This window comes from Actinoplanes sp. ATCC 53533 (assembly GCF_003947245.1).
In genome coordinates this window covers 1-2250 of record NZ_QHHV01000445.1, presented here as the reverse complement: position 1 = coordinate 2250, position 2250 = coordinate 1, and the positions used below count along the sequence as shown (strand labels likewise).

At 67.0% G+C, this 2250-nt stretch carries 2 protein-coding genes; both read right to left on the bottom strand.

The annotated features are described in order from the left end of the window. The coding region (locus DMB66_RS58930) for a hypothetical protein (RefSeq protein ID WP_125812607.1) at nucleotides 1-899 on the bottom strand (899 nt) is incomplete at its 3' end. 28 nt (nucleotides 900-927) lie between these two features. Next, nucleotides 928-2250 (bottom strand): hypothetical protein (locus DMB66_RS58925; RefSeq protein WP_233625605.1); only part of this gene is annotated, 1323 nt, incomplete at its 5' end.

The window sequence follows — 2250 nt, the reverse complement described above, 5'->3', positions numbered from 1 at the left end:
ACGTCCCTGCAGATGCTGACCGAACCGGTGTGGTTCTGGTTGGCGGCGGCAGCGTTCATCAGCCGGTGCAACGGCCGGCCGCTGCCGACCCCGCCGGGCACACCCTTGCCGACGAAGCTGGGGAACGTGAGTTCCGGCCTCTGCAGAGCGTCGCGTACGTGCTTGGCCTCCGCTTCGTGGTCACTTCCCGCGCGACCGTTCAGGTCCAGCACCGGCACGAAGTCGGTGAATACCGCACCGTGGTGTTTCCCGTTGCCGAGCAGGCTGCCCGCCGAGTCGAACCGGCTCGCGTTGAGCACCGCGGCTGCATTGTTGTACGGGATCGTCTGCCCGTCCCGGTACTCCGCGTTCAGGGACATCGTCGCGAGCAGGTCCACCGTCTTGTACGTCCCGGAGCCCACGTCGTTCGGGCTCGTCGCCACGATGGTCGCGAGTTTCGGCTGGTTGAACCAGCTCTCGATGTCTTCCGACCGGAAGAGGGGCGTGCCGGTGCAGCTGACGTTGGCGGTGCTGCAGCCGGTGAAGTTCACGGTGATGTACCCGAGCGCGGCGTTGAGCTGCGTGGAGATGCCGACCTCTTCGACACTGACGTCGTAGGTCACCTTCCGTTCGCCGTCGGTGGCGGTGGCGAGCACCCACAGGTCAAGGTAGATCCAGCCGACGTGTGCGTTGGTCCCGACCTTCTTGAGCTCCAGATCCAGGTCGAGATGGTGGCACTGTTCGAACCGGCTGCGCGCCCATCCCCGTTCCCGTGCCGCTTCGGTGTCGTGGTTCGCACAGTCCGTGCGCAGATCGGCGGCCAGTGCACGGACCGGCGCGGCGGTGGCTGGTTGAATGCCCGCGAGCGCGGCCAGGACGGTGGCTGTCAGCAGCGTCGCTGCCCATTTTCTCAACAACATTCGTCTCCTCCTCACGTGGGTGCGGCGATTACGGGCAGCGCTTGCCAAGGCAGGCGTAAAGCAGGACACCGGTCTGCGAGTCATAGACCATGGTGAAACCGGCATACCGGTCCGGCTGGTCGGTGCTGAGGCCGTCGACGGTTCCGTCGCCGGTGACCACGTGCACCTCGCGCTCCGCGGAGCCGGGAGCATCGATCTGTCCGCGCAGCGGCTGCGGCAACCGCGCTACCGGGCTTGTCCTCACCGACATGGCGGGCTCGGCAGCGGCGGCACGGGGCTTTGTCCGCGGTGCTATCAGCTGACGGGCGGCCGACGCCGCCTGCTTGGCCGTGATGTCCTTCGCCGGGTCGGCCGGCTCCAGGCCGGCGTTGCAGATCGCTCGCTTGCTCACGCATTCACGGAGCCCTCGGACACTGCCGAGGCACTGGTACGGATCCGCGTCCAGGCACTGCTGCAGCGACTTCTGGTCGACACCGTTGACCGAGGGAGCGGCCGGGTCGACACGGCGGGGGTCGGCTCGGGACGCGATCTTCGCGGCACCGGCGTTCGGTTTGCCGATCCGCAGGTAGTCGACCTGAAGCGGCAGATCGGGGACCGACACGGTGCCCTGGCTCGTGGTCATGCACCACGGTGCCAGGTTGAATTCGTCCCACAACGGGTCGACATCGGTGGGCAGGGCGCCGCAGCTTTTCGGCTCGGACCGGCTGGTCTCGCCCAGATACGGCCGTCGCCACTGCTGGTTGCCATCGATCACCCGGACCCGGTTCTCGAATGGCTCGGCGAGCGTGAAGGTGTTCGGGTAGACGGCGGACATGTTCGCGTACGTGTGGCTGAGTTGCGCCCCTTCCTGCAGTTGGGTTGTGCCGACGGTGTTGAAGTCGTAGAGGATGTCCCACTCGCCGCTGTCGTTGGCCAGGACGATGTAGCTGTGCACGCGCCCGTTCGCGTCGCCGCCGCCGACACCGGACAGGCCGTGGTACTCCTCGGTGCCCTGGCCCCACTCCACCCAGTACGGGAAGTACTCCTGCACCCCCTCGTCGGCGTTGTAGGAGGCGTGCAGGCCAAACTCCACCCCGTCGGCGGCGTCGTCACCGTTCTGGCCGTTGCGGCTGCTGACCTCCAGGAAGTTGTTCACCGTGTTCGGCAGCGTGGCCGCATCCGCGCCGAAGGAGATCCCGACGTTGCGCCAGGTGCCGAACGCGCCGAACATCGGCTGGGAACCGGTGTCGACGCACAGCCCGGTGAGAAGCCGGCTGTTGCTGTACCGATCGCAGTGCCAAGCGCTGTACCGCAGCCGCCAACGCTGGTACCAGTCGTCGATGGACCAGTCCGTCACGCAGTTGCTCACCCT